Origin of the sequence: Clostridium sp. AM28-20LB (genome assembly GCF_003480665.1) — a bacterium.
GTDB classification, from domain to species: Bacteria; Bacillota; Clostridia; order Lachnospirales; family Lachnospiraceae; genus Otoolea; species Otoolea fessa.
On record NZ_QUJN01000001.1, the window covers coordinates 208,064 to 229,501 of the forward strand.

General features: G+C 43.0%; 26 protein-coding genes and 1 tRNA gene. 22 read left to right on the plus strand and 5 right to left on the minus strand.

All coding sequences use genetic code 11. The features are described from left to right. Positions 1-24: 24 nt before the first annotated feature. From DW739_RS00940 to DW739_RS14810, 13 genes are all read left to right on the plus strand, one after another. Complete coding sequence (locus tag DW739_RS00940; RefSeq protein ID WP_118742473.1) at positions 25-792, plus strand: M23 family metallopeptidase; 768 nt, start codon at positions 25-27, stop codon at positions 790-792. 591 nt (positions 793-1,383) lie between these two features. After that, positions 1,384-1,974, plus strand: coding sequence for a lactate utilization protein (locus tag DW739_RS00945; RefSeq protein WP_118467519.1), 591 nt, complete (start codon positions 1,384-1,386; stop codon positions 1,972-1,974). Positions 1,975-2,178: 204 nt separating this feature from the next. After that, complete coding sequence (locus DW739_RS00950) at positions 2,179-2,574, plus strand: CBS domain-containing protein (protein WP_022360124.1); 396 nt, start codon at positions 2,179-2,181, stop codon at positions 2,572-2,574. 92 nt (positions 2,575-2,666) lie between these two features. After that, positions 2,667-3,065: a spore coat associated protein CotJA gene (locus DW739_RS00955; RefSeq protein ID WP_227589710.1), complete on the plus strand. Its 399-nt coding sequence runs from the start codon at positions 2,667-2,669 to the stop codon at positions 3,063-3,065. Then, positions 3,065-3,319, plus strand: a complete 255-nt coding sequence (locus tag DW739_RS00960; RefSeq protein WP_022360123.1) for a spore coat protein CotJB — start codon at positions 3,065-3,067, stop codon at positions 3,317-3,319. Before DW739_RS00955 ends, DW739_RS00960 begins: the two co-directional genes overlap by 1 nt. Before the next feature lie 3 nt (positions 3,320-3,322). After that, positions 3,323-3,865 (plus strand): manganese catalase family protein, encoded by a 543-nt coding sequence (locus tag DW739_RS00965; protein ID WP_118742474.1) that lies wholly within the window; start codon positions 3,323-3,325, stop codon positions 3,863-3,865. Positions 3,866-4,048: 183 nt separating this feature from the next. Then, positions 4,049-4,267 (plus strand): DUF5348 domain-containing protein, encoded by a 219-nt coding sequence (locus DW739_RS00970; protein WP_118742475.1) that lies wholly within the window; start codon positions 4,049-4,051, stop codon positions 4,265-4,267. Between the two features lie 85 nt (positions 4,268-4,352). Then, positions 4,353-4,586: a hypothetical protein gene (locus DW739_RS00975; protein WP_118742476.1), complete on the plus strand. Its 234-nt coding sequence runs from the start codon at positions 4,353-4,355 to the stop codon at positions 4,584-4,586. Beyond that, a complete protein-coding gene (locus DW739_RS00980; protein WP_118742477.1) occupies positions 4,583-4,870 on the plus strand; it encodes a hypothetical protein in 288 nt (95 codons plus the stop codon). The genes DW739_RS00975 and DW739_RS00980 overlap by 4 nt, the downstream gene beginning before the upstream one ends. A gap of 543 nt (positions 4,871-5,413) precedes the next feature. Beyond that, entirely contained in the window at positions 5,414-5,737 is a 324-nt protein-coding gene (gene mobC / locus DW739_RS00990) for a plasmid mobilization relaxosome protein MobC (protein WP_118742479.1), read from the plus strand. Beyond that, a complete protein-coding gene (locus tag DW739_RS00995) occupies positions 5,728-6,600 on the plus strand; it encodes a relaxase/mobilization nuclease domain-containing protein (RefSeq protein ID WP_118742480.1) in 873 nt (290 codons plus the stop codon). Before mobC ends, DW739_RS00995 begins: the two co-directional genes overlap by 10 nt. Before the next feature lie 472 nt (positions 6,601-7,072). Continuing rightward, on the plus strand, positions 7,073-8,368 hold the full coding sequence (locus tag DW739_RS01000; protein ID WP_182427917.1) for a type IV secretory system conjugative DNA transfer family protein: 1,296 nt from the start codon (positions 7,073-7,075) through the stop codon (positions 8,366-8,368). 386 nt (positions 8,369-8,754) lie between these two features. Then, positions 8,755-8,931 carry a hypothetical protein gene (locus DW739_RS14810; protein WP_182427918.1) on the plus strand — a complete coding sequence of 59 codons (177 nt, stop codon included), beginning with the start codon at positions 8,755-8,757 and terminating at the stop codon, positions 8,929-8,931. A 93-nt stretch (positions 8,932-9,024) separates the two neighbouring features. Here the strand turns inward: DW739_RS14810 and DW739_RS01010 are convergent, their stop codons facing one another. The 3 genes from DW739_RS01010 to DW739_RS01025 all read right to left on the minus strand — a co-directional run bounded on the left by DW739_RS01010 (position 9,025) and on the right by DW739_RS01025 (position 12,119). Next, positions 9,025-9,360 carry a YopX family protein gene (locus DW739_RS01010; RefSeq protein ID WP_118742483.1) on the minus strand — a complete coding sequence of 112 codons (336 nt, stop codon included), beginning with the start codon at positions 9,358-9,360 and terminating at the stop codon, positions 9,025-9,027. A gap of 233 nt (positions 9,361-9,593) precedes the next feature. Then, positions 9,594-10,757 carry a hypothetical protein gene (locus tag DW739_RS01015; protein ID WP_118742484.1) on the minus strand — a complete coding sequence of 388 codons (1,164 nt, stop codon included), beginning with the start codon at positions 10,755-10,757 and terminating at the stop codon, positions 9,594-9,596. Positions 10,758-11,759: 1,002 nt separating this feature from the next. Then, positions 11,760-12,119 carry a hypothetical protein gene (locus DW739_RS01025; RefSeq protein ID WP_118742486.1) on the minus strand — a complete coding sequence of 120 codons (360 nt, stop codon included), beginning with the start codon at positions 12,117-12,119 and terminating at the stop codon, positions 11,760-11,762. A gap of 619 nt (positions 12,120-12,738) precedes the next feature. Between DW739_RS01025 and DW739_RS14815 the strand changes: the two genes are divergently transcribed. The 5 genes from DW739_RS14815 to DW739_RS01040 all read left to right on the plus strand — a co-directional run bounded on the left by DW739_RS14815 (position 12,739) and on the right by DW739_RS01040 (position 15,602). Continuing rightward, a complete protein-coding gene (locus DW739_RS14815; protein ID WP_182427919.1) occupies positions 12,739-12,885 on the plus strand; it encodes a hypothetical protein in 147 nt (48 codons plus the stop codon). A gap of 47 nt (positions 12,886-12,932) precedes the next feature. Then, positions 12,933-13,172 (plus strand): hypothetical protein, encoded by a 240-nt coding sequence (locus tag DW739_RS01030; RefSeq protein WP_118742487.1) that lies wholly within the window; start codon positions 12,933-12,935, stop codon positions 13,170-13,172. 54 nt (positions 13,173-13,226) lie between these two features. Further along, positions 13,227-13,589: a hypothetical protein gene (locus DW739_RS01035; RefSeq protein ID WP_118742488.1), complete on the plus strand. Its 363-nt coding sequence runs from the start codon at positions 13,227-13,229 to the stop codon at positions 13,587-13,589. Between the two features lie 270 nt (positions 13,590-13,859). Further along, positions 13,860-14,009 carry a hypothetical protein gene (locus tag DW739_RS14820; RefSeq protein WP_182427920.1) on the plus strand — a complete coding sequence of 50 codons (150 nt, stop codon included), beginning with the start codon at positions 13,860-13,862 and terminating at the stop codon, positions 14,007-14,009. 84 nt (positions 14,010-14,093) lie between these two features. Beyond that, a complete protein-coding gene (locus DW739_RS01040; protein WP_243023707.1) occupies positions 14,094-15,602 on the plus strand; it encodes a recombinase family protein in 1,509 nt (502 codons plus the stop codon). Between the two features lie 275 nt (positions 15,603-15,877). On the opposite strand, the gene DW739_RS01050 is transcribed toward DW739_RS01040, so the two are convergent. Beyond that, positions 15,878-16,261 carry a hypothetical protein gene (locus DW739_RS01050; RefSeq protein WP_182427921.1) on the minus strand — a complete coding sequence of 128 codons (384 nt, stop codon included), beginning with the start codon at positions 16,259-16,261 and terminating at the stop codon, positions 15,878-15,880. 126 nt (positions 16,262-16,387) lie between these two features. On the opposite strand from DW739_RS01050, the gene DW739_RS01055 reads away from it, so the two are divergent. Next, positions 16,388-16,678, plus strand: coding sequence for a phage holin family protein (locus DW739_RS01055; protein ID WP_022359091.1), 291 nt, complete (start codon positions 16,388-16,390; stop codon positions 16,676-16,678). 471 nt (positions 16,679-17,149) lie between these two features. Then, entirely contained in the window at positions 17,150-17,992 is an 843-nt protein-coding gene (locus DW739_RS01060; RefSeq protein WP_118742489.1) for a M15 family metallopeptidase, read from the plus strand. A 228-nt stretch (positions 17,993-18,220) separates the two neighbouring features. Here DW739_RS01060 and DW739_RS01065 read toward each other — a convergent pair. Continuing rightward, positions 18,221-18,291 (minus strand) — tRNA-Gly (locus DW739_RS01065). A gap of 328 nt (positions 18,292-18,619) precedes the next feature. Between DW739_RS01065 and trkA the strand changes: the two genes are divergently transcribed. Both trkA and DW739_RS01075 read left to right on the plus strand, forming a co-directional pair. Beyond that, on the plus strand, positions 18,620-19,978 hold the full coding sequence (gene trkA / locus DW739_RS01070; protein WP_117795754.1) for a Trk system potassium transporter TrkA: 1,359 nt from the start codon (positions 18,620-18,622) through the stop codon (positions 19,976-19,978). Positions 19,979-19,987: 9 nt separating this feature from the next. Beyond that, the gene (locus DW739_RS01075) at positions 19,988-21,427 is read left to right on the plus strand and encodes a TrkH family potassium uptake protein (RefSeq protein WP_118491207.1); all 1,440 of its coding nucleotides are present in this window, start codon (positions 19,988-19,990) and stop codon (positions 21,425-21,427) included. The last annotated feature ends 11 nt before the right edge of the window (positions 21,428-21,438 follow it).

Sequence of the window (21,438 nt, forward strand, 5' to 3'; positions counted from 1 at the left end):
AAGACTAATACCGAGGTGATAAACGTGAAAAATAAAGTAAGACAGTTATTCAGGGACAAACTTGTTCTGGTAATGACAGTGCTTGGTCTGCTGACAATCGTAGCCGCAGCAGGAACCGTAAAAATTCGAAAAGATAATGCGCAGGATGGAAGAAATCCGTATCTGGATGTGCCGCAGACGGAGGGAATCCTGGCGGAAGAGAGGCCGCAGAACCGTTTAGAAGAAAACGACGGACAGGCGGAAACACGCGCACAGGTGGCAGGAAGTTCGGATGCCTCGTATTCGGTCAATAACCGGGATGAAGCCGATCAGAAGCCGATGGAGGAGGAAAAAGAGAGCAGTCTGGGAGCCGGAGCAGCTGCCGCACGCGCACTTTCCTACAATGGAACCGATCGCTTAAGCTGGCCGGTCCAGGGCAATGTAATTCTCGATTACAGCATGGATTCGACCATCTATTTTCCGACGCTCGATCAATACAAATGCAATCCGGCGCTCATTATCCAGGGCGATGTGAGTGAACCGGTCGCCGCACCCGCCGAGGCGCAGGTAACCGAAGTCGGTTCTAATGAGGAGATCGGCAATTATGTTGTGCTGGATCTGGGAAGCGGCTACACGGCGGTCTGTGGACAGCTCAAGGACGTTCAGGTGGCGCAGAAGCAGTATGTGGCAAAAGATACGATACTCGGATATGTGGCAGAGCCGACCAAATACTATTCGATTGAGGGAAATAACGTATATTTCGAGCTGATGCACGACGGAGAACCGGTGGATGCGCTGGACTATCTGGAATGACAGGCTGAAATGCTGTTTATGATACGCCTTGCAGTCTGGTTCTGGCTGTGGCAGAAATTGGAAATGAAGGGATAAGTTTGTGTTTTGTGACAGGTGGTTTTGAAACAGAAAGCTGCTGTATGAAAACATGAAGACAGGGAATTTTGTTGACTTGATACTGTTTACGGGTAGGCACTTTTGGAACCGAAAGTGCCGTAAGAAAACGTGGTGGCAGCAGGAATTTGCCGTATTTGAATGCGAAGCCACGGCAAATTCCGTTACTGGGCACGCATGTGTGAACAGTAACTTGACTTGAAGCAAGGCGGGCAGCTAATTTGCTCTGCCTTGTTTTTCTGCCAATATTTGATATACTATAGGTAAAGTACGAATATTTTCAAAGATCAAAAGCTGTCAATGTAGGTTATAAATAAAAGTTACGTAACTGTTCAGTACCTTCACAGTCACGCGCAAAAATCCATTAAAAATTGCCTACGGCAATGGGATTTTTGCCTGCTGGTTCATGTTTTCGTACGGTCAGCGCAGTAAATGCGCAGACCTACTGAACAGTTACAAAGTTACTATAAATTGAACGATTTAATAAGGAGGACAAAGATGGAACAGGAATTGTTGAAGAATAATTTTGAACGTCACGGATTTAAAACGAGTTTCTTTGATACAAAGGAGGCTGCGTTGGACTATCTGAAAGATCAGATTTCCGGGAAAAAAGTTGCGATAGGCGGAAGCGTGACGGCACAGGAGATGGGACTTTATGAAGCACTTTCCGAGAAAAATGAGGTGATCTGGCACTGGAAAAAGGCAGGGCGCGAGACGCTTATGGAAGCGAGAAGTGCCGAGGTGTACATAACCAGCGCCAATGGTGTTTCCAAAACCGGAGAACTGGTCAATATCGATGGAACCGGAAACCGCGTGTCGCAGACCTTATTCGGACCGGAAAAAGTATATTTTGTCATTGGAAACAATAAAGTCTGTCCGGATTTGACATCTGCGATGGAACGTGCAAAACAGATCGCAGCACCGAAGAACGCAGCCCGTCTGCAGGTCCAGACCCCGTGTGCGAAAACGGGCGTTTGCGTAGACTGCAACAGCCCGGCACGGATTTGCCATTCGATCGTGATCCTGGAGCGTCCGAGCAATGGGATGGAAGTAGAGGTTGTGTTTGTGGATGAGGAGATGGGTTATTAGGAGCGGAATATAGTTACTGGTCACGGGTATGAACAGTACCGATTATAGAAAAATTTGATGGAAAAATAAGGATTTCTTTATATCTTTTTTGGACGGATTTGGTATAATCAAGAAGAACGAAGGCAGATTTGAACGAAAATATACAAAATCTACAGATACGTATGGGGTACGTATGGGGAAAGATGAAAGGAGAACAGGTAAACCATGAATATATTATTTTTTCTGACACCGAAAAGTGAAGTCATTTATGTGAATGAGGAGGACACGGTTGGGCAGGCAATGGATACGATGGAAAAGTACAAGTATTCTGCGGTGCCGATCATCACGAAGGCAGGGCGTTACGCAGGAACATTAACCGAGGGCGATCTGCTGTGGGGACTCAAAAATAAGACAGATCTGGTGCAGAAAGGACTGGAAAAAGTGCGGATCACTGAGATTCCACGCCGTTCCGATAATCAGCCGGTACTTGTCAATGCGGATATGGAAGATCTTCTGGGAAAGATCATGAACCAGAATTTCGTGCCGGTGCTGGATGATCAGAAAAATTTTATCGGTATTATTACCAGAAAAGATGTTATCAGTTACCTTTGTAAAAAATAGTACATAATGATCGCTCTGTTTTTCAGCGGCGATCGCATTTATATATTTCCTGCATAAGATAAAGTATAACTGCTTTTGTAGGAGAATGAAATATGAATGGTTATCAGGATAACTCCAGCCGGAAAAATGCCTGCCGTTCGGGAATGCCTCTTATGTCATGCCCGGTGGCAGGCATTTCTGGCAATCGCTGCATAAATACTGCACCGCCAACCTGTCCGCCGGAAATACCTTGTGCTGGTTCGGTGCATCCTGTTTTGGAAAATGGGGCATTTTGCCCGCAGGGGCCAGAAATCCGACCTGCCCGCCCGTATCCGCAGACAGGAGGAAACAGGCCGCCGCAGACATTTCTGGGAGGCGGAAATTATCCGGTCGGCATGGGATATGTACCGGTTCAGTCCTGGCAGCAGCCGTATGCGCTGGAAACCGCATTCAGGCGGGGAACTATTTTTCCGGATCTGGATCTGCCGTTTATGATGGGAGGTGCCTGCTGATGAATGAGACTGCCAGAAAATTGATGAAACGGATTGATGATGCCAGCTTTGCAATGGATGATGTGATTCTCTATCTGGACACCCACCCGGATGACAGGAATGCGCTGAATTATTACCGGTATGTGGTGGCACTTCGGAAAGAAGCTGTTAAAGCGTATGAGGCATCGTTTGGACCGCTCACGATCGAGGATGCGGACGATGCATGCACATGGTCCTGGCTTACAGAGCGCTGGCCGTGGGAAGGGGAGGTGTAGCGTATGTGGAGATATGAAAAAAGATTACAATATCCAGTCAATATCAAGACGCCGAATCCGAAGATCGCGCAATATATAATGAGCCAGTATGGCGGTCCTGACGGCGAAATCGGAGCCTCTATGCGCTACCTGTCCCAGCGGTATACGATGCCTTATAAGATGCAGAAAGGACTTCTGACTGACATCGGAACCGAGGAACTCGCCCATATGGAGATGATTGCCGCCATTGTCCAGCAGCTCACGCGCAACCTTACTCCGGCACAGATCGAGTCATCCGGGTTTGGACCATACTATATCGACCACACCACGGCAATCTGGCCGCAAGCAGCAGGCGGAATCCCGTTCAATGCGTGCGAGTTCCAGTCGAAGGGCGATGCGATCACGGATTTATATGAGGATATGGCAGCAGAGCAGAAAGCCCGCACAACCTACGACAATATTCTCCGCGTGGTCAAAGATCCGGAAGTATGCGATCCGATCCGTTTTCTGCGCGAGCGGGAGATTGTACATTTTCAGCGGTTTGGTGAAGCAAACCGGGAAGATTGAAGTAAAAGTTAAAGTTGATAAAAGGCTTGTAAATACAGCGTTTTTAGCAATTATTATTAAATTGTAAAAAAGGATGTAGACTTAAGTAACCCACAAAAATAACATATATGAGATATAACACACCTAATTTTACGAGGTGTGTTTTTTTGTGGATTTTTTTACAAAGGAGGAGGATAAATTATTATGGCAAAAAGGCAAGGTGCATTGGTTTATAGTAGGGATAAGGGGCGTTATGATGTCCGCTTTGGATTAGATGACTATTATGGCGGACTGCATTGCGGCGACTGTATGGACATTAGGCTTAACGGGCGATGGGTGCCGACCCGGATGGAGTATTTTGCGAGGTGGTATCTGATTGGCGTTAATACAGATGCGCTAGATGGCTTAGTGGTGCGTATATGATGGCGCGGCATTACTGCTCTTCACGCGCCCCGCCAAGGGTGGAAAGCGAAAGAATAAGAGTTTTATATGACGAGGAGGAGATACGATGGCATATTTAGGGGCGCTGATGCGACTCAACAATAAATGGCATATACGATATAGTCGCTCTTTGTATGGCTTCCCACTCCGGCGTGATACGGTACTGCATATACGCACCAGTAGCGGTGGATGGGAAGACGGCATATTACGTTATAATTCAGATACGGATATATGGTATCTGGATGGGATTAATTGTAATGTGCTGGATGGATTGATTGTACAAACGGAGGGGATTGTATGAAACGTATAGGAGCGATTGTCTACGATAAGGAGAGGGATTGTTGTATGGTCCGGTACAACGGGGATGTATTTTTAGAGATACCGGATAGGGCAGAACTGTATGTTTTGCATGGTAATGTGTGGCTGCATAGTCAGCTACGACGTTCTATGTGGGGACATTGGTTTTTAGCCGATACAGGTACTACTGATTTAACGGGAGTTTGTGTGATGATTGACATTGACGATGATGGCAAGTATGCACCAAAAATCATTAAAAGATTATGGGATGGATGGAGGCAAAAATGAAAATTGTGAAATATAAAAGACCTATATCTGACTGCCTATTATGTTATATGCGTATTATTGTGCACATATTTATTTTGGCGGTTACCTTACCTGCTGCATATTTTGTTTTGACGCATTATCACAGGGTAACGTTGAGAGAGAGTATGCAGATGATTTTGTACAAACTGGATAAGTGGATGCCGGTGTAATTAGCCCTTGGCTGGTATGGTGTTATATATTACCGCATTGTTTTATATCGTGTTTATTTTATCATGTATTATTTTATTTGCTGCACATAAGTGCAAGCAGAAAATTTAGGTATTAGCGGGCGGAGGTAGGTTTGCATTCGGCTCAGACTGGGGTCTGCCCTCCACGGGCAGATCCCAATCATCCCCGCCTGCAAGCAGGGGCTGGAAATAGCTGTTATTAGGTGCCGATATCGTACGCCCCTGCAAGTGGCAAGATACGCCCGGTGTAATAACACCGGACATCTTGCCAAGGGCGGAGACCGCCCTATGGAACCCACCCTTCGCCCGCTAATAGTTACTTAATAGGAGGGATAGTTTGAAAAAATCATTTATGTTTAACATCCGCATGACACCGCTGGAATATGCCGTTTTAAAAGATAAGTGCAAAAAGTCAGGGATAACGGTTTCGGAATTTACCCGTGTAGCATTGCAGGAAAAGAATGTCATTATGGTAGAGGGAATACCGGAAATGGTAATTGCTTTAAATCGTATTGGAAACAATATAAATCAAATTGCAAGGGCAGTTAATTATGGTCTTTTAATGGGAGTTGAGACAGATATAAAAAAGGCTGCGTTAGATTTAAATAGCATGAAAAATGAATTGCTGCAAATTAGCAGAAAGGTTGATATATGCCGGTGATAAAAATTATACCAAGTAAAACATCTGTGCATGATATTTGGACTTATGTTACACAGGAGAGTAAAACCTCGAAAGATTATATTATTACCTCTGGCTGCGGTATGGAAAATCCAGAACAGGATTTTAATACCTTAAATAGTGCATACGAAAATCCAGAACACAGGAAGGAACGGACGTATTATCATATTATTGTTTCCTACAATACAAAGAACCAGAAAATACCGCCACAGGATATTAAAGAGATGGCAGAAGAATTATGCCGTAAGTCTAAGATTGACTGTTATCAATGGTTTTCCGCTGTCCATTATAAGGACAGACCCAAGCATCTGCATTGTCATATCGTAGTTGGCAATACTGCCATTAGAGATGATAAAGAATTTGGGGTAGAAAAGGGAAAATGCTTTAAATCAAATAATGCATTTAGAAAAAAACTAATGAGGGAGGCAAATCGGATGTGTAAAGAATATGGTTACGAACACAGCATTATATCTGAGCGAGGCAGAGGTGTGCGTGAAACATTGGCAGAGAGGGCGTTAAAAGCCAAAAACAAGAGGATATGGAAAGATGAGCTGAGGATGCAGATAGACGATGCGCGGAGAAACGCAGATAGCTTAGATTCTTTTAGAGATATCATGGAGCGGTCTTATCATGTAAAAGTTATGGAGAATCCAAAAGGCGAACTCCGGTATGTGCCGGAACATTTTGAAAAGAATGATCCGAGTTGCATCAAACCTTGCCATGAACGCAGATTGGGAGGGGCATATAGACGAGAAGAAATTGAAAGGAGCATCGAGAGTAGGCATGAGTGTAGAGAGAAAATCGACCATAAGGAATTTGAGAAAGGAACAGAACTGGAAAGATAATCTTCCACAGCCAGTACTTGATTTTTTTGACGGTAAAAATAATGAAACGTCGCTCAGCGACGAAGAAGAACAGGAGATCCAGCGGCAGCAGGAGGCACTGAGAAAATTGTCAGAAGCATTTTATGAAGGACTGGATGCCAGTAACGCATTAAACAACGAGAGTAAAAAGAAAGGCGAAAATCAGGACATACATATAAAAACTAGGCTGATTCCGGTTGATAAGTGGGAAGAGTATGTAGCGGCTTTCTGGTTTACAATGCAGTTTTCCGGTTTGTTAATTGGAGGTGCTTTTTGGATTTTAGTTCGCGTGTTGTTGTCGTTTACATTTATACATCCAAATAGGCTGACTGATATACTTTCGTTTTTTCCTACGCTTATAATCAGCAAAGAAAATATCAAAAACTGGCTTGCCGGAGAGCGTACCTATTCATGGTTTTCCGTATGTGATCCACAGAAAAAAGAAGAGCGGAGAATGCCATTATACGAACGGCAGAAATTAAACCCACCTGTACCGAAAGAACTGTATGCCGGAGCTGCACCTATGTTTTTTTTCGGAAAGTCGGGACAGCACTATGTAGGACGGCGGGAGAACGGAGAAGGTCATATCGTATGTTTTGGCGGCTCTGGTCTTGGAAAATCGTCCTGTATTGCAATTCCGAGTCTTTACACATGGGATGGAGCGTTACTTGCGATTGATATTAAGGGGGAGTTATCGGAAAACGCCCCATACAGACATAATAATTATGTATTAGATCCGTTTGAGCCGTCCAGCTATGGGTATGATCCGTTTGAGGTACTGGATAACTATGCGGACGATGATATTGTGCATGGTATACAGGATATCGTGTATGCGATACTTCCGGGAAATCCAAAGAGTGATATCAATAATGACTATTGGACAAATAACGCAAGGAGCTATCTGTCTGGGATGTATCTCTGGGCGTATAAGAGAAATATGTCCTTTACGGAGATAAACGAAAAAATTTGCAGCATGACGGCGCGGGAACTCTTAAAAGAGGTGGCGATTGCTCACGATTTGCCCGTTGTGATGCGGTTTCTGGGCGGCTACGTCGAAATGAATGACAAAACCCTTGACTGCATCGTATCAACTGCCAAAACAGCCGTGGAGTTATATGCGGTGGATGGCAGCATCCAGAGCGTCATGAACCGGAAGAAAACAATCCATCCGGGAATGCTGCTGGACGGAGGGCGTATATTTATTAAAATTCCAGAGCAGATGATTGATCCGTGGAGGACATTTTTAAACATGATTGTCAATCAGTTTTTGCGTGAGTGTGCAAAATTCCCGGATAAGGGCGGACAGAGAATCTTATTTTTAATAGACGAGTTTGCTCGTCTGGGGAGAATCCGCAGTATTGAGGACAGCATGACAACCCTGCGGAGTAAAGGGGTTACTATATGCCTTTTGACGCAGTCTATCAGTCAGATTGATGCGATCTATGGGCTGGAACACCGCAGAATCATCATGGATAATGCAGCATATACGCTGGTGCTGTCCGCGAGAGATCCGGCATCTGCGGAAGAAATATCGAAGATGATAGGAAAGGATTGGTTTACAAGAACCTCTATAAGCACCAAGAGGATGGCAGAAAATAACTATACTTATAACAAACAGCTGCTTTACATTGTTCCGCCGGAAAAATTAAGCAATTTGGGAAATGAAATGATAGTGATAAGCAAAGATGGATTTTGTAGGGTAGAGAAAGTTAATATATTTAAAGATTCCTTTCCCTGGAAAGGAAAATAAGCCTTTGTTTGCTTATTGAGATGCTATCATAAGACAGATGTGAATGTCAATGGCACGGGCTACGCCAGCACATTTTGCTGCTCCATTGACATCACACTGTCTTATGCTACTAAGTAACCAAGCAAACCAAAGGGACAGGCTGCGAGGTGTATCGCAGAAAATGAAAGTGTGAGGAAAACAGGATGAGGGAGAGTATTTATATAAAAAATGGGAATTTTTCCCCCTTGCAGGCAGACCGTATTTTATTTGCTTTTGCACCTATAACGTGTGAAAAATTCCGGGGAGAGTGTCCGATAGAAAAAAATCCATTATTGGATGATTATAGGCTTCTGACAAAAATAACTAGAAAAAAGCCCTGTGATAGTGATGAGGGATACTGTGCGTATTTGGCTGGGGAGATCGCAGATAAACAGCCGGTTCCGGCGGTGGAGATGGAATATAGGAGGCAGCAGGACACGTTTAAGTGCCTGAAAGGCGGACATGGGGTGTGCGTGGCGCAGAAATTGAATACAGTTAATCGTGAAAAGTGTGTGGTAAAAGTGAATCTAAAGATATATTTATAGAGAAATAATGATCTAATGAGCTAACGTATGTTAATGCGGTAGCTCATTAGATCATTATTTTTCCTCCTCCTTGCTCTGATGATAGCGGAGGCATTAGGTTTGCGACCTTTGTACTTTATATTTTAAGGCAATAAGCATAGAATAGTCAAGTATAGATTGAAATAGCATTTTTATTTTTTGAACCATATCATTTTCAAAAACTTTCTTTCCTTCTGTATCTATCCTTCCAATGTATTGGCAAACCGTTTCTGGTTCGACCAGATAAGAAATGGCTACAACCATAGGAATTTCTCTTCCTCCAGTAATGAATGAAGTTGATATATAAGTTCCTTCTTTTGAATATAATAGATCTCCTTCTACCCATTGCTTTTCTTCCGGCAGAGTTCTCCATTCTTCCCTTCTTGCTTTGAATAGTATTTCTCGGTTCATCTATCTATTCGCCCTCTTTCGTTTTAATCTTCAAAAGTTATTTTCCACTGACTATCAGCTGGCGCAGGGTGGGTTCCATAAAGCGATCCTTCGCCCTTGGTAAGATGCCCGGTGTTATTACACCGAGCGTATCTTGTCATTTATTATCCTCTGATAAAAATTCGCCCCATTTTTAAATAAAAAATGACAGACTACCGAATAAAAATATTTGATAGTCTGTCACTTTTTATTTCTTATTTATAAGAAGAGTTGAAGTCAATCGCAGTCTTGCCGAAAACAGTTCTTGTAGATCCGAATTTGCTTACCTGAGAAGCATCTGGAATCTGATAGCCTGTTTTATAGCAGTATTCTCCAATTACCTGATATTTAGATGCTTCATCAGTAAATTCAGAAGTATCCCCTAATTGCAACATCATACGATAGCCAGGATTATACTCATATACATCTGCTACTGTAAAATATTTATTCTGGGTCGTTGGTTCATTGGCAAGCCAAACACCATCTACTAAAAACAGCGGATAGGTGTGTCCTACATCTCCCATTTCCATTGTCTGTAATCCAACGCACATTGCCAGCAAATTTGCAGCTTCTGTGTATCCCTGACAAACAGCTTTTCCATTTACTAGACAACCATACGCACCATAGCTCAAAGAGTTGGACCAACCTGTTGTATCCGCTTCATTTGCTGCATCATAATCGTAAGACGCTTTATGAATACGATTACAAATCCGGGTTGCTTTTTCTAAGTCAGATGCGTTTCGCCAATCGAAACTGTTTAAAAAAGTTTCAACTTCGTTTGCAAGATTATTTACTTCTGCTGTTCCCATTGAAGCTGTAGCCGGAAGACCTGCTAATTTGGCTAAAACGTCTATTCCGTTGCCACTTGTTCCTACAAGATATGTAGCATTTTTGTCCTCAACTGCTTTTTGATATACATAACTTAATCCTGTCATTCCTGCCGGAACAACTCCCTTACGAATCATATTAGGACCTGTCCAATACCATACATAGTTTCCATCGTAAGAGTCTAAATAATTTTCAACTCTTCCTTTTAGCGGATACTGTGCATCATAAGACTGTGCTGTATTTGATGCTACTTTCTGTCCCTGGGTCTGAACTACGCCATTAACTGTCCATGCGCCATCTCCGTTTACGGTACAACCGTCTTTTGTGGTATTTGTCAGCAGATAACCGTTTTCATTAAAATAGTAGCTTTCGGAAATTCCATCTTTATTCCCATCAATCCACTGCCATGTATTTTTAGGATAGCTGCCATCATCATTCTGATACCACCAGCCGTTATTATCACTCTTCCATTCTCCGGCAAAAGAAGTTAATGAATAAAATGCACTTAACAAGGTAGCGAGGGTCAAGACCTTAACAATATTCTTTTTCATATATTTTTTCTCCTTATGCGTTCATTAAGGTCGCAATTCCTAATGCCAACGCATATCCGATAAAAATAATGATCAGAATTTGTTAATATTTTAAATTTGATTATATATGTATAGTAACATTATCTAATCAAAAAATCTATTACTTTTTTATTAAAGAAACAGTTTTATCGTTCCTATCAAATATTTTTATTCGGTTTTCAATGTGCTGTTTACAGATTAAATCTGTAAATAGAAAGATTGGGAATTGAACCCAATAAAACATTTTTGGTTTTCTGCATATTTCTTTCCAGCAGCTTTCCTTTTATTTTAATTAATTACGAAATTTTTGTAATCCGAATCGTGCCATTCTGTATCGTTCGGAAAAAAATAGCGTTTTGTTGGGTGATGTTCCAGATTATATCTCATCCATTCTAACGCATCAGACCATTCCAAATAGCTTTTTATCTGGAGAATGTTTTTATTACAATCCTTATAAAACTCTACCACATACTGATAGCGCTCTAATTCATGCCTCACAACATCGAAGCAGGCTTTTACATGGGTCCAGTTGAATCCAACGAAACATTCCCGTCCGCTTTCATCATAAAAATTCATTCTCATTGCATAATCTTTTGGTTTCTGTATACCCTCAGTCTGTTTGATGATTTTTTCAAACGAATCATAATGTTTGAAATACAATTCGAACGCCCAGTAGCTTATTTGATTCAGATATTCTCTATTTTCCCTAATAAAGGCTATTTTATGTCATATATTGTATCATAAAACCTCACTCTATAGGGCTTTTACAAAAATTTTTTCACATGTTTTTCTAGTTTTAGCTAAGTGGTTTAGCTATGAAATGGCATTTTTTTGAGCATTTGGCTTATTTAAGAAAGCAAGCTTTCGATACGCATTAGAAAATGCATGAGTTTGTGATTTTCTATAAATACATTAAATAGGGAATGTATTTGTTATTTTCTTTGTTTTCTGATAATGGATTTTGACACTAACATAATTTATTTATTAGAGATGCCGTAAATATCTAATAAGTGCCTTTACAAATTTGTCTAGATCCTCTGGAGTAGCAGAGGATAATCCTGTTGTAATGATCTCGCCTTGGATTGTGGCTAAGAGCTTTTCCAACTCGTCGTTCCAGATCCTTAAAAGAGGGTCGTCATTAGGATAAGGTGTATGTGCCCTTATGTAATTTATAGTGGTTAAAAAAATAGGTAAGCTGTCCAATTCCCCGTCCTGAGCATTGAGCAGATTTTGGTGTCTCCTGTAATCGAGATAAGTGCGCTGCCTTGGTGGTATATCATCATAGCGTTTTGCAGCGTTTTTCATAGCAGTGACTAATAATTTTGTCACTAAATGGATGCGCATTTGTCCTCCTCTCTTGTCATAGCATCCAATAATCTCCTATTTTAATTTTTCAAACGAGCTTTTTACAAATGCAAAAAGAGCGTACTATGCCCCTATAACATAATACGCTTAATTCCAATTAACGATAAACAAATACTATATATAATATACTTCTATGCCGCGAAAAGGTCAAGTGTTTTTTGTTGCTTTATTAGGATTTTTTAAAATATTATTTATTATGCCGTGTAAGTGATGTCCGCCCCTACGGGGGCGGACGAGGGTCAATAGTTTGTGGGTTCTTACCACCACGTTCATATAAAGAATTTAGTCTGTTTTCTGTATTTTCTAACCATTCTTCATAACATATTTCCAGCCGTTTCTGGATTCTCTTTATTTGTTGTCATGCCTTGTTACTAGGGCATCATAGCAGACTGCTCGCGCCAGAAAAGGGGTAAATTGTACTCCGCAAATTTTTTTTGAATTTTTATAGGGCAGATAAAGGAGGGAGAGAAGTGGATCAATAAAAATTAAAAAAATATTTTCTCCGCCCCTTTTCTTCTGTTCGCAGCCTGCTAAAGACAGATGCCGTAACAAAGCACATTGACAACAAAATAAAGAAAATCCAGAAAGGGGCTAAGAAATGAGCTACGAAGAATGGTTAGAAAATACGGGGTATACCTCGGAATCCACCACACATCAATGGTGGAAGGAAAATGAAAAAAATATAGATGATGATTTAAAAGATTCTATAGATTTTGAAGTTGATTCGGATATCTGCTGGTACTAATCTAATTCCCCCGGTGTAAGCCGGGGGCAGTTCAGAAAGGATAAGTCATGAAATTTAGCAAAATTACCTTAAAGAAAATGCATATTGAATACCTTGAATCTCTTATTAATTCACTTGAATATGAAGTAAATAATAATCGTGATGCGTTTGAATATGCAAAAAAGGATTTGAAAGAAGCGGAAATAAAAGAAGAAAATTTACAGTATTATGAAAACCGCGTGGATGAACTTGAAATGAAAGTTCAAATAGGCGAAAGCATAATGGCTGAACTGGAAAAAATGGTGTAGGGCGAAAGCCTTACACCTCTTTTAAATTACAGAAAATTTTGAGGAGGAATAGGTATGTATAACTATTATGAAGCAGTCAAAAAAGACGTATTAGATTATATCCGTGAAGAGGTTGACATGAATGGCATGGATCTTGACGAGTTGAAAGAACGGCTCTGGGAGGATTTACTGAATGCAGATAGTGTAACTGGAAATCCAAGCGGGTCTTATACGTGCAATCGTACAGAAGCGCAAAAATATGTAGAAGAGAATAAAGACCTTGTTCGGGAAATGTGCAGCGAATTTGGAAGCTGGAAGAGAGTAGCAGATTGGTGGCTTATGGATGAATATGAGTTAATAGATGTAGATTTACGAATTTATGTTTTGTGTAATGCGATTGAAAAAGCTATAGCAGAATTGGAAAGGGCGGCTGAATAAGCCGCTTTTTCTAAAAAACTTCACTTTTTGCAGGAAAAACTTCATTTTTTGCAGAAAAAATGGGGGATAGATATAGTATACTACGTCATGTAAGTACTTACAGATTCCTCCGATGGTGGAGGTGGCAATATCCGGCTAGCCGGGAAAATAAAATAAATGTACATTGACAATTACATATAGGTGTGTATAAGCAACATATATATTAACAGTGATAATGTACTGGCTGACACTCATAGATATCATAATATAAGTAATAAGGGAGGGTGGATTATGATAGGTAAAGTTGCCTCAAAGAGCGTAATTGATAGGCAAAAAATGCAAGTAACAATCATTAATCTATTTCCATATCCGGCACCAGATGCAGCGTATAAACGAGAGGTGGAAATTCGATTGTTTCGGATTTTCCAGAAGTATGTATAATACAGTTGCAAGTGTATATACGCAATGCTATGATGGAGGTGTGGAGAGCTTAAGTCATACATCCTTGGTAAGGAGGACAAGAGCATGATGTATGACGCGTTATATGGACGCCAGTCCATCGATAAAAAAGACAGTATATCTGTTGAGAGTCAGTTAGATTATTGCAAATATGAGACTCATGGAGAGCCGTACATAGAGTATGCGGACAGAGGCTACAGTGGCAAGGACATCAATAGACCGGATTTCGAAAAAATGATGAGAGATATTCGGGATGGAAGAATTAAACGAGTTATTGTTTACAAACTAGACCGTATTAGTCGCTCCATATTGGATTTTGCCAATATGATGGAGGTATTCCAAGAGTATAATGTCGAGTTTGTTTCCTGCACGGAAAAATTTGACACCTCAACGCCAATAGGTCGCGCGATGCTTAATATTTGTATCGTTTTTGCACAGCTGGAGCGTGAGACGATTCAAAAACGTGTTACGGACGCTTATTACGCAAGATGCAAGCGTGGCTTTTATATGGGTGGGCGTATCCCTTATGGGTATCGTCTGACAAGTACGGTAATAGATAATATCCGGACATCCATGTACGAGGAGGTGCCAGAGGAAAGCGAGCAGTTAAAACTTATTTATTCGCTATACGCTGATCCGACTAATTCCCTGGGAGATATTATGCGGTACCTAAATAAGCACGGGATTAAAAATTTGCGTGGGAGTGTCTGGACGACAGCAAGGATTAGTGAGATGCTGCGCAATCCTGTATATGTAGCGGCAGACATAGATGTTTACAATTTTTATAAGAGCCAGGGAGCAAACGTTTATAACCCACCCAGTGATTTTACGGGATATAATGCTTGCTATCTTTATCGGGGGACAGTTTCAACAACAAGGAAACAATGTGACTTGACGGACAAAGAGATTGTTCTAGCCCCGCATAGAGGTTTTATTTCCTCTTCCGTGTGGCTAGCCTGCCGGATGCGATGTTTAAATAATCGCCAGTCAACCCATACTTGCAAAGGGAAAAATTCGTGGCTTACGGGTAAAACTAAGTGTGGTAATTGCGGATATGCTCTAACAGTCCGTAAGGCGCATACCAAGTGGGGACGTTATTTTGTATGCAGTCAGGCGGGAGCCAACGGAAATTGTAAGGGTACGGGATGTACCATTTATGCGGATGTGCTGGAGGAGTATATGTTAGGCGCTATTCGTAGCAAATTGGCGGAATTTAAGCAGCTGTCTAGCGGTAAAGCAGGTCAAGCAATTCCCAAGGTGTTCCAAAATAAAATCCGATTGACGGATATAGATGTGGAGATCAAAGATTTGCTATCCAAAGTGGGCAGCGCTAACCCTATTTTAATGGAGTACATTAATAATAGGATAGCGAAACTGGATGAGGAACGCAAAACTTTGCAGGAGGAGATACTTGCGCTGACTTGTTCAAAAGCAGAGGATAAAATGGATGAGATAACAAATCACGTGGAAATGTGGGATAGTGTTTCTTTTGAGGATAAGCAGACAGTTGTAGATACATTAATTAAGATCATCAAGATAGCAAATGGAAAAATTGAGATCGAGTGGAAAATTTAAAGAGAGCTTCATTTAAAAACATTTCAGTGGTTAAATTTACTTCAAGCTTCCCGCTTCGGTGAAGCTTTAAGAAATGTACAGGATCACCTGAGCAGTCGTAATTTCTATACGTTTAACCCAGAGTTTGATAAAGTGAAAGCGAAGGGATAAAACAAAAACCTCCGTAAACAATGTCAAATTCATTCTTTACGGAGGTTTTCAAACCAGCACCGAGTACGGATAAATCCGAACCCTCAACCTCCGCCAGTGTGATGGTCTTAGAACCGTTCTTACAGTTAAAAGTAAGGAATTATCTTGTCCTTATAAAGATACACCGCATTTACAAAACTGTCAATCAGTCTTTGCCGCTGTTCCCGCTTTGTCACATCAAATTTACGGAAGCGGTAAATGAAAAATGCTATCTGTTCTCTTGTAAGCAGGGGCTTGTGCATTTCCTCCTGCAAAATGCTGACTTCAAGCTGCCTTTTGGTTTCCTCCAACTCGTCCAGTCTTTGCTTGGTGGACGGAGTAAAAATCCCTGCTTGAATGGAGTTGAGCATATTGTTAATACCTTTTTCCGTTTCTGCAAGCTGCTTTTTCAAAAGAGGCAGATCGGTGCTTTCTTTCTTCTGCAACTCCATCAGCGTATCAATCAGTCGTTCCATGACTTCATCATTCATAATTGCTTTCATACAGTAATTGAGCGTACATATAAATTAGAGGAGACCGAGGCAGTGATGCAGGAACAGATCCGGGTGGCAAACCATCGGATCGCAGATTTGGAAAAGCAGATGGAGGGATAAGGTATGCAGATTAAAGATTATGTAAAGCCGGAATTACTTGTGGTAGCAGTAGTGCTGTACTTTATTGGGATGTGGCTGAAGCAGAGCGAGACAGTGAAAGACAAATACATCCCACTCATTAATGGGCTGATTGGCGTTGCGATTTGTGCCATCTATGTGTTCGCCACCTGTGCCTGCGGCAGTGGTCAGGATATCGCGCTGGCAGTTTTCACGGCACTTACACAGGGCGTCCTTGTGGCGGGATTGTCTACGTATGTAAACCAGATTTTTAAGCAGTCAGGAAAAGAAGAGTAGAAGGAGGCGATCCGACTATCTCCCGCGGCAGTTCGGGGCATGGCTGCCGTTGCGGCATCGCAACAATAGGGAAAATCGACGAAAGCCGATAGAGTGAAAGAAATTTATATGCTATAATGTCAGAGTTACCGCCTCCGAAACTGGTGACAGGAAGGAGGTGCCTGCGGTGGAAATACTATTATCTCTTATTGTTTCCGTCGTGGCGGGTGTGATTAGCCATCTCATCTGCAAATGTTTAGACGGTCACAAATAGTCGGTAACTAGCCTGCGGGTTTAAGCCTTCCCGTCGTGAAATTAGGAATAAAAACCCCCAAGGAGTCGCGATCCTTGGGGGTTTTGTCGTTGCCTGTGATGGACAACTACTATCTCTTAGCCTATCGGCATTATAGCATATGCGAAAATTCTTTGCAAGATACCCCGGAAAACAAAATTTCATATTTTTTCATATCATAAAGAAAAGAGGACAAATCTATGAGAGATATCACATTATGCCATCCGCGCCTCCAGGCGCTGACTGCGCAGCTCGTTGATAAGTGTGTCGGTGCAGGTTTGCCGATTAAAATCGGGGAATCTTTCCGGAGCGTCGCCGAACAGGACGCTTTGTATGCACAAGGGCGGACTCAGCCGGGCAGCATTGTCACGAATGCTAGGGGCAGCAGCTATAGCAGCCAGCACCAATGGGGCATTGCAGCGGATTTCTACCGGGCAGATGGAAAAGGCGCCTATAATGAGTCTGGAGATTATTTTAAGAAAGTAGGAGAGCTTGCCAAAAATCTGGGGCTTGGATGGGGCGGCGATTGGAAAAGCATCGTAGACAAGCCACACGTATATTTGCCGGATTGGGGCAGCGGTACTGGGATTTTGAAACAGAAATATGGGACATTTGAGGCGTTTAAAAAGACCTGGGCGGCGGAGAACAGCACGGTACCAGAACAGTCAAAAACGGTGATCACCGATCTTAAAGAAATTAAGAGCGGCGCACACGGCTTGAGCGTCACTGCATCCTCGCTCATCATCCGGACAGCTCCGGCAGGTGCTGACTCTGGCAAGCGCTACACCAAGGATCAGCGTGTGCAGCCAATTAATAAATGCTTTGCCGGCGGCGATCCGTGGATCCAGACTGCGGACGGCTGGGTGTCTGGCAAGTATCTTACTGGCTGGGTGTGCCAGGACGGGCGCTGGTGGTATCTGCTGAGTGGGTACATCTACCGGCACGATGCAGTCTGCCAGATTGACGGGCAGGCGTATGCGTTTGATTCGGATGGCTGGATGATTACCGCAGATCGGATAGCAGAGGACGGACATATACGATAAAATATGATGAAAAACACAATATAAGCGCATAATAAGGGGCTGTCATTCCTTGAAAATAAAGGGAAAACAGCCCTTTTTTCGTGTGATATTTCGTGTGATATTTCCCCAGAAAAAGGGGTTCTTTATACTGAAATATGCTTTCGTGGTAGATGCTCCAAAAACACCAGAAACCCTTGTAAATAAAGGAAAAATCCAGCATTTACAAGGGTTTCCGCATCCATCAAAAAAAGCAGATAACGGGAATCGAACCCGCCTTTCCAGCTTGGGAAGCTAGCGTTCTACCGATGAACCATATCTGCAAATATATATTAAGTATACTGTTTTTTCTGAAAAAGTCAAGAAATTTATCTTGCCCAAAAGGGAGGAAAGTTACTGTACACGGGTAGGCACTTTTGGGATCGAAAGAGACAAATATATTCAAAACGCCCACAAAATGCCCTCTTAACACAATTTATATTTCAAAAACTCGCAGAAGGTGTTATAATAATTCGGTATGGATCAGGGCGCGGTTTTCAGGCACCCTTTTTCCGTCATAGGAAAGTGTTAAGGCACATTTTTTATTTTGTATATAAAATAGAGATTTTCTGTATCGGTATGGCGGATAAGCAGAAAATAACGGAGGAAACTATGGATATAATCATTATCGGATGCGGCAAGGTTGGTACGACGCTGGCGGAGCAGCTTGTCCGGGAGGATCACAATGTGGTGATGATCGATACGTCTGCGGAGCGAATGCAGCGGGTGTCAGATGATATTGATGCGATCAAGCTGGTGGGAAATGGTGCCAGCATTTCCATGCAGATCGAGGCAGGTGTGCAGACGGCGGACATGCTGATTGCCGTGACAGGGTCGGATGAGATGAACCTTCTCTGCTGCCTGATTGCGAGAAAAGTGGGACATTGCCACACGATTGCGCGTGTGCGGAATCCGATTTACAGCAACGAGCTTACCTTTATCAAGCAGCAGCTGGGAATTTCCATGATTATCAACCCGGAATATGCGGCGGCGACGGAGATTTCGAGAATTCTGCGCTTCCCGTCAGCGATCAAGATCGATCCATTTGCCAAGGGAAAGGTAGAGCTTCTGAAATTTAAGGTAAAACCGGAGTTTAAGCTGGACGGGCTTTCGGTCATGGATATTGATAGCCAATTCCGCTGCGATGTCCTGATCGGCGGTGTTGAGCGCGGCGATGAGGTGGCGATCCCGGATGGTAAATTTGTGATTAAAAACGGGGATATGGTGTCGATTATCGCTTCCCCGGCAAATTCGGCAGAATTTTTCCGCAAGATCGGCATCCAGACAAACCAGGTCAGAAATACGATGATTGTCGGAGGCGGTACGATTGCTTATTATCTGGCGAAACTTTTGGCTGCGATGAAGATCCGGGTTAAAATTGTGGAGAAAGATAAAGCGCGTTGCGAGGTTCTGACAGAGCTTCTGGACGATGCGTTGATCCTCAACGGTGACGGAACGGACCGGCAGCTTCTTCTGGAAGAGGGGCTGATGACGGCGGAGGCATTTGTCACTCTGACGAATATGGATGAGGAAAATGTATTCCTTGCGCTGTATGCGAAGGAAAATTCCAGCGCGAAGCTGGTGACAAAGGTTAATCGGATCGCCTTTGACGAGCTGATCAGCAAGCTGGATCTGGGAAGTCTGATTTATCCGAAATACATCACGGCGGACTACATTTTACAGTATGTGCGCGCGATGCAGAATACCATCGGCAGCAATGTGGAGACGTTGTACCATATTCTCGACAGCCGGGCGGAAGCGCTGGAGTTTGTGATCCGCGAGGAGTCGGAAGTGACGGGCATTCCGCTGATGAATCTGAATCTCAAGAACAACCTGCTGATCGGATGCATCAACCGCGGCGGCAATATCAAGATCGCGCGTGGACAGGACTGCATCCAGCAGGGCGATACAGTGATCGTCCTGACGAGTCAGAAAGGTCTGCGGGATATCCGCGACATCCTGAGAAAGTAGGCGGCATAGATGAATTATTCGATTGTATTTTATATCATAGGCTGGATCCTGAATTTTGAGGCGGCTTTTATGGTGCTTCCGACGGTAGTGGCACTGATTTACCGTGAGTCAGAGGTATGGTGTTTTCTGGCAACGATGGCAGTATGCCTGATGGTTGGTATGCTTCTGGTACGCCGGAAACCGAAAAATCAGATCTTTTATGTGGCGGAGAGCTTTGTGGCGGTTTCTCTAAGCTGGGTTTTACTCAGTGTGATGGGAGCAGTGCCGTTTGTATTAAGCGGCTATATTCCAAATCCGATCGATGCCTTGTTTGAGACGGTATCGGGCTTTACGACGACCGGTGCAAGTATTCTGAGCAATGTGGAGCAGCTGCCGAAATGCTTATTATTCTGGCGAAGTTTTACGCACTGGATCGGCGGTATGGGCGTTCTGGTATTTCTTCTGAGTGTCCTGCCGATGGTGGGCGGTTCCCATATGAATTTGATGAAAGCGGAGAGCCCAGGACCCATCGTGAGTCGTCTCGTTCCGAAGGTTCAGATGACGGCGAAGCTGTTATACCAGATTTATCTGGGAATGACGATTCTTGAGGCTGTGATTCTGATTCTTGGGAAAATGCCGATTTTCGACGCGATCACGATCACGGTCGGAACAGCAGGTACGGGTGGTTTTGCAATCCGGAATGATAGTCTGGCGAGCTACACGGCATTTCAGAAAAATGTCGTGACGGTGTTTATGATTCTGTTCGGAGTGAACTTTAACTTTTACTTCTTTCTGCTGATGCGGAAGATGGGACAGGCCTTTAAAATGCAGGAGGTCCGGGCATATTTTCTAATCATTGCATCGGCGGTTGGCATCATTACAGTCAATACGGTAGCACTCTGCGGCAATGCACTGCAGGCATTCCAGGATGCGGCATTCCAGGTCGGTTCGATTATCACGACGACCGGTTATGCCACGGTGGATTTTGATAAATGGCCGCAGCTTTCAAGAACGATTATGGTACTTTTGATGTTTATCGGCGCCTGCGCGGGCAGTACCGGAGGCGGTATCAAGGTGTCGCGTGTTTTGATTCTGCTTAAATCGGTAAAAAAGGAGCTGAAACAGTACCTGCACCCGAGTGCAGTGGAGAAGATCAAAATGGATGGAAAGATCGTGGAGCATGAGGTTGTGCGCTCGACGAATGTGTTTATGGTTGCGTATGTGCTCATTTTTACGGTATCTGTTCTGCTGATTTCTCTGGATGAATACGATCTGGTGACGAATTTTACGGCGGTTACGGCTACGTTTAATAATATCGGACCGGGTCTGGCGCTGGTCGGACCGACCGGAAACTTTGGATTTTTCAGTAATTTCTCAAAAGTGGTTCTGATTTTTGATATGCTGGCAGGACGTCTGGAGATTTTCCCGGTACTTCTGCTGTTTTCAAGGGAAACCTGGAAGCGGTTCTAGGGAAGGAGAAT

What these genes read in the sequence shown, in the direction of transcription:
- DW739_RS00945 (WP_118467519.1), top strand. Translation starts at nt 1,384, where the DNA reads ATGGAACAGGAATTGTTGAAGAATAATTTTGAACGTCACGGATTTAAA.
- DW739_RS00950 (WP_022360124.1), top strand. Translation starts at nt 2,179, where the DNA reads ATGAATATATTATTTTTTCTGACACCGAAAAGTGAAGTCATTTATGTG.
- DW739_RS00955 (WP_227589710.1), top strand. Translation starts at nt 2,667, where the DNA reads ATGAATGGTTATCAGGATAACTCCAGCCGGAAAAATGCCTGCCGTTCG.
- DW739_RS00960 (WP_022360123.1), top strand. Translation starts at nt 3,065, where the DNA reads ATGAATGAGACTGCCAGAAAATTGATGAAACGGATTGATGATGCCAGC.
- DW739_RS00965 (WP_118742474.1), top strand. Translation starts at nt 3,323, where the DNA reads ATGTGGAGATATGAAAAAAGATTACAATATCCAGTCAATATCAAGACG.
- DW739_RS00970 (WP_118742475.1), top strand. Translation starts at nt 4,049, where the DNA reads ATGGCAAAAAGGCAAGGTGCATTGGTTTATAGTAGGGATAAGGGGCGT.
- DW739_RS00975 (WP_118742476.1), top strand. Translation starts at nt 4,353, where the DNA reads ATGGCATATTTAGGGGCGCTGATGCGACTCAACAATAAATGGCATATA.
- DW739_RS00980 (WP_118742477.1), top strand. Translation starts at nt 4,583, where the DNA reads ATGAAACGTATAGGAGCGATTGTCTACGATAAGGAGAGGGATTGTTGT.
- DW739_RS00995 (WP_118742480.1), top strand. Translation starts at nt 5,728, where the DNA reads ATGCCGGTGATAAAAATTATACCAAGTAAAACATCTGTGCATGATATT.
- DW739_RS01000 (WP_182427917.1), top strand. Translation starts at nt 7,073, where the DNA reads ATGCCATTATACGAACGGCAGAAATTAAACCCACCTGTACCGAAAGAA.
- DW739_RS01010 (WP_118742483.1), bottom strand. Translation starts at nt 9,360, where the DNA reads ATGAACCGAGAAATACTATTCAAAGCAAGAAGGGAAGAATGGAGAACT.
- DW739_RS01015 (WP_118742484.1), bottom strand. Translation starts at nt 10,757, where the DNA reads ATGAAAAAGAATATTGTTAAGGTCTTGACCCTCGCTACCTTGTTAAGT.
- DW739_RS01025 (WP_118742486.1), bottom strand. Translation starts at nt 12,119, where the DNA reads ATGCGCATCCATTTAGTGACAAAATTATTAGTCACTGCTATGAAAAAC.
- DW739_RS14815 (WP_182427919.1), top strand. Translation starts at nt 12,739, where the DNA reads ATGAGCTACGAAGAATGGTTAGAAAATACGGGGTATACCTCGGAATCC.
- DW739_RS01030 (WP_118742487.1), top strand. Translation starts at nt 12,933, where the DNA reads ATGAAATTTAGCAAAATTACCTTAAAGAAAATGCATATTGAATACCTT.
- DW739_RS01035 (WP_118742488.1), top strand. Translation starts at nt 13,227, where the DNA reads ATGTATAACTATTATGAAGCAGTCAAAAAAGACGTATTAGATTATATC.
- DW739_RS14820 (WP_182427920.1), top strand. Translation starts at nt 13,860, where the DNA reads ATGATAGGTAAAGTTGCCTCAAAGAGCGTAATTGATAGGCAAAAAATG.
- DW739_RS01040 (WP_243023707.1), top strand. Translation starts at nt 14,094, where the DNA reads ATGATGTATGACGCGTTATATGGACGCCAGTCCATCGATAAAAAAGAC.
- DW739_RS01050 (WP_182427921.1), bottom strand. Translation starts at nt 16,261, where the DNA reads ATGAATGATGAAGTCATGGAACGACTGATTGATACGCTGATGGAGTTG.
- DW739_RS01055 (WP_022359091.1), top strand. Translation starts at nt 16,388, where the DNA reads ATGCAGATTAAAGATTATGTAAAGCCGGAATTACTTGTGGTAGCAGTA.
- DW739_RS01060 (WP_118742489.1), top strand. Translation starts at nt 17,150, where the DNA reads ATGAGAGATATCACATTATGCCATCCGCGCCTCCAGGCGCTGACTGCG.
- trkA (WP_117795754.1), top strand. Translation starts at nt 18,620, where the DNA reads ATGGATATAATCATTATCGGATGCGGCAAGGTTGGTACGACGCTGGCG.
- DW739_RS01075 (WP_118491207.1), top strand. Translation starts at nt 19,988, where the DNA reads ATGAATTATTCGATTGTATTTTATATCATAGGCTGGATCCTGAATTTT.